Origin of the sequence: Neobacillus drentensis, assembly GCF_036966985.1 — a bacterium.
Taxonomy (GTDB): domain Bacteria; phylum Bacillota; class Bacilli; order Bacillales; family Cytobacillaceae; genus Neobacillus; species Neobacillus drentensis_E.
The window spans coordinates 1-6,864 of the sequence record NZ_JBALSN010000233.1 but is presented as its reverse complement, the minus strand read 5'-3'; the positions used below and the strand labels follow the sequence as shown (position 1 = coordinate 6,864).

Genomic DNA, 6,864 nt, shown 5'->3' with positions numbered 1-6,864 from the left:
GGTGATATTTCTTGTACCCGTGGTTGTATTACCTGAATTATCCTCTACTGAATAAGTTAAGGTATACATACCTAGGTGTGTAGTATCGACGCTTCCTGTTGTAATAATTTTCCCTGTTAAATCACCATCCACATTATCTATTGCTGTTACACCATTAAAAGAATCAAAATTCGAGCCAATATTAATGGATATATCTTCTAAACCATAGATAACAGGCTTTACATTATCAATAACGGTGATATTTCTTGTACCTGTGGTTGTATTACCTGAATTATCCTCTACTGAATAAGTTAAGGTATACATACCTGGGCGTGTAATATCGACGGTTCCTGTTACAATAATTTTTCCTGTAATATCACCATCTGCATTATCCATTGCTGTTACACCATAAATAGGATTGAAATTCGAGGTAATATTTATAGATTTATCTTCTATTCCAGATATCACAGGATTTATATCATCCACTACTGTAACGTTTCTTGAAACAGATGTTTTATTTCCCATAATATCTTCTATAGTATAAGTCAAGGTATATCTACCTGGTTTTGTATTATCAACATATCCGGATACAATAACCTTATTTGTTATATCCCCATCCACATTATCATTTGCAAATACTCCTAACATAGGATCAAATATTGAATTCATTTTTATTGTAGTATCTGTTGCGCCTGAAATGACAGGTTTGACAAGATCTAAATATGGCGTATTTGGGTCTGGTGATTTTAAATATGGTTTGAAGTTTATATATGTCCCTATTCGCGGGTCGTCAATTTTATCATTGATCATTTTCTCTATTAATGTTTCATCTGTCGTTCCCCAATAGTTATTTGTAGCAATCATTTTAGAATCTGATGGGGCCTGATTATCTATAATCAAAGCCGTAGTATATTGATCTTTAGGCGTTAAAATAGAATTATATGAAACGGTGATTTCCGTATTGTACACACTCTTATAATTTCGAACTGCGTATTGTTTATAATGATAAAAAACATTATTTAATATATTTATTTTTACCCCAGTGAATGTAGAAATACCAATTCCATAAGTATCATTAAATATATTTCGTTCAATAGATACATCACTCTGTGGTTCAGAAATGTAAACTGGTGCATCTAAATTAAATAGCTTTGAATCTCTTAATATTAAATTTCCATAACTAGAATAGATATACGGATTCAAGCTACCATTAGAAATGTCAGCATTTTCAATATGGATAAGAAATCGCTCATAATAAGATGAATATGCTGGTGGCTGAATATTTACATTATTTAACTTTATTTTTGAATCCAGGCGGCCAACTGCTTCAAGATTCCCATAAACTATTAAATTACGACCGTTGCCTTCAATTGTTACCCCAGGCTCTACCGTCAATGTAACCCCATTAGCAATGTGAATATTACCTGATAATGAATAGGGAGAACCTGCTGCAGTCCATGTTGTATCTTGATCAATAAGTCCACTAACGTTTGTTCCTAAATTTGCATGTGCTGTTGTATTTGGTGGGACACACAATAGTATTACCATAAAAGATAATACTATTGATATAAATCGGTTTTTCATGTATTAGTTCCTCCTGAAGATTAATATTTTATTCAAGTTAAATATAACATTTCTTCTCATTCTTAAGTTCGTGAAATAGGACAAATTTCTTAGTTTGACACAAAAATAAGATAGAGGAAGTAGCAATGAGCACTTTGTAGTTCACGGGGGAGGTTAACTTTAGATTAGCAGCCGCAATATTATAACAGTAATGGAGTCGTTTATCTTGCATAATATCATAGGTAATTCGCAGATTTGTTTCGACTTCAACCTGTAGCGTTTTTCTAAAATTGTCGAAGGAATTTTATAGAAATAACAGCCCGAAATTGTTACTATTTTCCTAGGGAGAGGGGTGGGACTCGTGAAACATAAAAAGATAATTGGGCTACTGTTGTTAATTGGTTTGTTAATTTCATTGGTTACTCCAGCGTATGCATCCGTGCACGTTAATGGATATTTTCGAAAAGACGGAACGTATGTACAACCACATTATCGAAGCAATCCTGACGGGAATTTCAACAATAACTGGTCAACAAAAGGAAATATTAATCCTTATACGGGTCAGGAAGGAACAAAGACGGAACACGATTATTCTAGCGCAGGCAATTTTGATGTGGAAGTCCCAGACTTTTCGTCTACATCTGATACTAATGCTGAGTTTGAAAAACAACAAGAAGAACTTTATAAGGAGAATGATAGACTATTAAAACAGCTGGATGAGGTTGGAAAAAATTATACTCCTCCTAATATTGATACTAGTACAAACACAAATGTAGATTCTGACGCACCAAATTCAACTAATAATAATGAATCTGATTATCAAACAACTAAGGAAGGGAGAGAAGAAAATAAGAAAAAAGATTCTGAGATTCATAAAAAAGCGTCACATTCGGAACCATCTTTTTGGCATGAATTAATTAGCTTTTTAAAAGACCTATTTTAAATATCAAACGTCTACGGAAATTAGTAGACGTTTTGCTTTTTTGTATTGGTATTTTGGGAGCAAACCACCTCTGATGGAGCTCCTTTTAAATATCAGTAAAACCAGTGTCACGACCCATTACAGCAAATATTTTTTTGGAGGAAAGGGAATTTTGTGTCTTTGTAGAATTAATAACGGGACTAATATACTAAACTAGTAATGCTATTGTTCTCCAGCAAAGTAATAATTCTGCAAGCTAAGATGAGACATCACTATGGCATAACATTTTACGAACATAGTAGGATGTCAAAAGTTGAAAGAAAACAATTGGTTGAGGAATTCCAGAGAGCTGTAGGAAAGTAAAAAGCAGGGCAGCCTACTATCTATCTACTAAAAATATCGATAATCAAATAGAGTCGGTAAAACATGCCCTTCACCGGCCCTTTTAACCACGTAATATCCCATGCCCAAACCTGGTTTGGAGCTTTGGCTAAATGGCTTTCTGAAAGTATGGGGTTTGAGTGGCTATGGGGTTAGGCCCCCATCAAGCTCTGGTAAGCGTAGAATAAACTTGAAGAGAAAACCCTTTCACACCATGTGGAGGGCTAGTTCTACTCTTCTTCTTTATTTTTGATTACGGTCATGAGAATGTACCACTTCTGCATGTTTTTTACCAGCAAAGTTAGGATATATTTTTTGCTTCAATTAACAACTATCTGATTTTTAATATTATTTTCCCTTTCGCCCTTCCTGACTCCGCATATTCCATGCCTTCTTGAGCATCTTCAAAAGGAAAAACTCTATCAATTATTGGTTTGATTTTACCAGTCTCAATAAAGTTTGCGATTATACGTAATTGCTCTCCACTTGGCTTCATAAACAAAAACGTATATTGAACATTATGCTTTTTTTCAAGCGCAGTAAGTTTATGACTTGCTGCTGAAAACAACAACGTTTTTAAAAATCCGGAACCATATTCTTTACCAAAACGAGCATTCGGTAATCCCGAAACGGACACAATTTTTCCTCCGCTTTTTATCACTTCGAATGATTTATTGAGTATCTCGCCCCCAAGTGTATCAAATACGGCATCATAGTTTTTCAGTATCTCTTCAAATTTTTCTGTCTTGTAATTAATAATTTCATCTGCACCAAGAGACTTTACTAAATTCACACCAGCTTCACTGGCAGTTGTTGCAACAGTGGCCCCCATTAATTTGGCCAGTTGAATAGCAAAGGTACCGACACCACCTGCCCCAGCCTGAATTAAAATTTTTTGTCCCATTTGTAATTGTAAAATGTCTATTAGGGCTTGATAGGAGGTTAACCCAACCAGCGGGATCGATGCGGCTTCTTCAAAGCTTAAATTTTTAGGTTTTAAGGCGATGTCATCTTCATGAATAGCGATATATTCAGCAAAAGTACCGATTTTACTCTTACGTGGACGTGCATATATTTCGTCCCCAACTTTAAAACGAGTCACTTTTGCGCCAACCTTTGCAACGACACCAGAAAAGTCATTCCCTAAGATAAGAGGCATTTTATATTTAACTAACAATTTCACCTTCCCATCGCGTATCTTAAAATCAACAGGATTAATACTAGCTGCATGAATTTCTGCGAGTACTTCATATTCACCAATTTCAGGTGTGGGTATTTCTGCCAAACGCATTGGAACTTTCCCATACCGATCAATAACCATTGCTCTCATAGCTTATACCTCCAAATAATGAGTGTTTATATTCCATCATTTCAATAAAAGTTCTGCATGAACGTTTCAATATCCGACACTAGGTTTTTTAATAAACCTAATTCTGTACGTACATTTATATAATAAAAGTTTTTTGTCCCTTCTTTACGCATTAAAATGACACCGGCATCGCGCAAAATCTTAAGATGATGTGACACAGCAGGTCGAGAAAGATGTGTTTGTTCAGTGATTTCACCTACACGCAGTCCTGTTTGACAATCTGTTCCCATTAAAACTAACAAGATCGATTGACGTGTTTCATCACCAATCGCTAATAGTACTTTTTGACAATTAACAAAATCCTCTTTGATCATATTTAGTTGGTCCTGTTTATTCATTCAGTTGAATACCTCCAACAATCAGTTTAATGGTTTAAGTTGATGAACCATATTGCCGAATACAACTATATACTATAGTTATGTTAGGTGCAATATTGAGAAAGCAAATCGAGACGAATACATCTTAGAGGGGAAGTATCATTAACTTTTAATGTTCAGCAATTTGAGAGAGGGGACTAGGTTTGATGGTTGCTCTAGGAATTAAAGCAACTTTAGTATTCCACTTGATCCGTAAAAATAAATAAACACTAGATAAGTAATATAGAGCTCTTCCAAAAGGAGAAAACCCTGAATCGTATAGTCTGAGATCGGTGTTACGGGGACAATTGTTAGTTTTTGTAGCGGCATATGAAAAGCACCTCCCTAAATAGATATTTTGATCATACCAGGAGGCGCTGAGTGTTTATATGCGTTGTTTGTTGGGGTCTTACTAAGGTATAAATAAAATATGCATGTCTTTATGTACTAATTGCGTATTTTGGCTCTTTTACACTCATAAGAGATGCGAGAATTTTTTGATTACCAAATACAATGTGAGTTCTTTTTTAGAAAGCACTGTAGCTTTGGGGTCAGACCCTTAGTCAACTAGAAACATTGCAGTGTAAATTGAACTTTATCGAATTGCTTATTAACTAATGAGGTCTTATCTATACAGAAATAGATAATTCCTGAATCTCCCCAAAGCAATTCCATATCTTCTTCATCTGAATCAATTTGTAGGAGAAGAACAGCTTCTTCCGGGTTAAGATTAAATTCATCAAATACATCATTTTGGATACTGAGTGGATACCCTAACATGTAGTGAGCCGGTTCGTAATTTCCTTCGTCATTACTTGGCTGAATAAGTTCATGCCTCATTTCAGAGTAGTTTTCTTCATCCTCTTCACTTAACTCAATATCTTCTGGATACTCTGGGAGTGTCAGTCTATTTACGAATGTAACTTTAAAAACAGGTAAAGGGAAGTAGTCTTCGGTCACTTCCGGGTACTCTTTTCTTCTTAACTCTTTTTCGTTCCCATCAAAGTATAAAACTTTAAAACAACCTTCGTCCTCTTCAAAACCCCATGGCTGTTCTATTACATCATAAAATATATAAAGGATTCCATTACTCGGAAGAATATTTTCCTTGTCATATGGCTTTAGTTCCTTTAAGTTAAATTGTCCTAAAAAAGAGTGATAACCATTCTTGTATTTAGGAAACTCCCAATCTTGCGGCAAATCCGGTAGACCACCAAGTTTAGAGGATCCTAACGGAATTTGTTCCGACTTTACTTTGTTTTTAATGACTTTAATTGATTGTTTTGCGGATTTTAAAATATCCGATTTTTTGTGAAGTAGTTCATATTCTTGTAACAGTGAATGTAAATCTTGCATTTTCTTACCTCCTCTTGTTTTCTTTTAACCTAGTGGTTCTTCCCCAAATCTTTTCCATAGAACAGGAAATAGATTTTCTAAATCATCTTCTTCCCAATCAAACTCTATTTCCGTTACATATTGTAGCCCCTTCTTTTCAAGCGCTTCTAATAACTCATTATGTATATCGTCATCCCACTCATTTTTACCCGTCTTTATAAGCGTATAGGCATCTAACCCAACCGAAAGCAATTCTTCATTTTGAGGGAAGCCTTCATCATCAAGGTTATCTTCATTTATGTATTCTGCTAAAAATTCAGGGTCTTTTATTACCTTGTTATATATTTCTTCTCCCTGTCCAATCAGCCATCCTCTAAAATAGTCAAAAGCATCGTCTGAACAGCCGCCCATCAGAACAAATGCTGCTCCCCATAAACGGGATTGATAACTAGCGTTCATTAATTCTTGAAATAAAAATTCAAAGTCTACTACTTCTTCTAATCCTTTTCGGGCTAATTCCTCTGTTAACCATGCCGATTGATCAAATTCTCTAGACTTTTCAATTAATCTCCAAAATTCCTTCTTTTCCAATATAATACACCCTTTTCTTAAGTAATTCTGAGAGTTATTCAATTTAAACTAACGGAATTCCTTTAAAAATAAATATTTATTTTCCAAAAGTCTTAGGCAATCGCAGTTTTTGACATTTTTCTCAGGTATTTAAACTGAAAAGTCTAGGAATGATGCGGCTGAAGTAACTTTTAATTAAACGTTTGTGTAGTTTCGAAAATGTGGGGGATTACTAGAATAATGTAGGGTTATGAAAAAACCATCTGATTTTGTTGAAAGATGTGTTATTTCCTGCGAAATTAACAAATTCTCTTCGACATTCTTCTTAGCTTGTTTGTTGCAGGAATTCATATATATCAGTACTTGCAGAAGTTTTAACCAAACGTTTG

Annotated in this window: 7 protein-coding genes; 1 reads left to right on the top strand and 6 read right to left on the bottom strand. The window is 34.7% G+C overall.

The genetic code is table 11. From position 1 onward, the window contains the following. On the bottom strand, window positions 1-1,563 hold a 1,563-nt coding region (locus tag V7659_RS15755; protein ID WP_335540800.1), incomplete at its 3' end, for a DUF5011 domain-containing protein. A 340-nt stretch (window positions 1,564-1,903) separates the two neighbouring features. Here V7659_RS15755 and V7659_RS15750 point away from each other — a divergent pair. Next, entirely contained in the window at window positions 1,904-2,485 is a 582-nt protein-coding gene (locus V7659_RS15750; RefSeq protein WP_335540799.1) for a hypothetical protein, read from the top strand. 691 nt (window positions 2,486-3,176) lie between these two features. Here V7659_RS15750 and V7659_RS15745 read toward each other — a convergent pair. The 5 genes from V7659_RS15745 to V7659_RS15725 all read right to left on the bottom strand — a co-directional run bounded on the left by V7659_RS15745 (window position 3,177) and on the right by V7659_RS15725 (window position 6,496). Continuing rightward, window positions 3,177-4,175, bottom strand: coding sequence for an NADP-dependent oxidoreductase (locus V7659_RS15745; protein WP_335540798.1), 999 nt, complete (start codon window positions 4,173-4,175; stop codon window positions 3,177-3,179). 41 nt (window positions 4,176-4,216) lie between these two features. Beyond that, on the bottom strand, window positions 4,217-4,552 hold the full coding sequence (locus V7659_RS15740) for an ArsR/SmtB family transcription factor (protein ID WP_335540797.1): 336 nt from the start codon (window positions 4,550-4,552) through the stop codon (window positions 4,217-4,219). Between the two features lie 201 nt (window positions 4,553-4,753). After that, window positions 4,754-4,900: a hypothetical protein gene (locus V7659_RS15735; RefSeq protein WP_335540796.1), complete on the bottom strand. Its 147-nt coding sequence runs from the start codon at window positions 4,898-4,900 to the stop codon at window positions 4,754-4,756. 237 nt (window positions 4,901-5,137) lie between these two features. Further along, window positions 5,138-5,926, bottom strand: coding sequence for a YwqG family protein (locus V7659_RS15730; protein WP_335540795.1), 789 nt, complete (start codon window positions 5,924-5,926; stop codon window positions 5,138-5,140). Between the two features lie 24 nt (window positions 5,927-5,950). Next, on the bottom strand, window positions 5,951-6,496 hold the full coding sequence (locus tag V7659_RS15725) for a DUF4240 domain-containing protein (protein WP_335540794.1): 546 nt from the start codon (window positions 6,494-6,496) through the stop codon (window positions 5,951-5,953). Window positions 6,497-6,864: the final 368 nt, after the last annotated feature.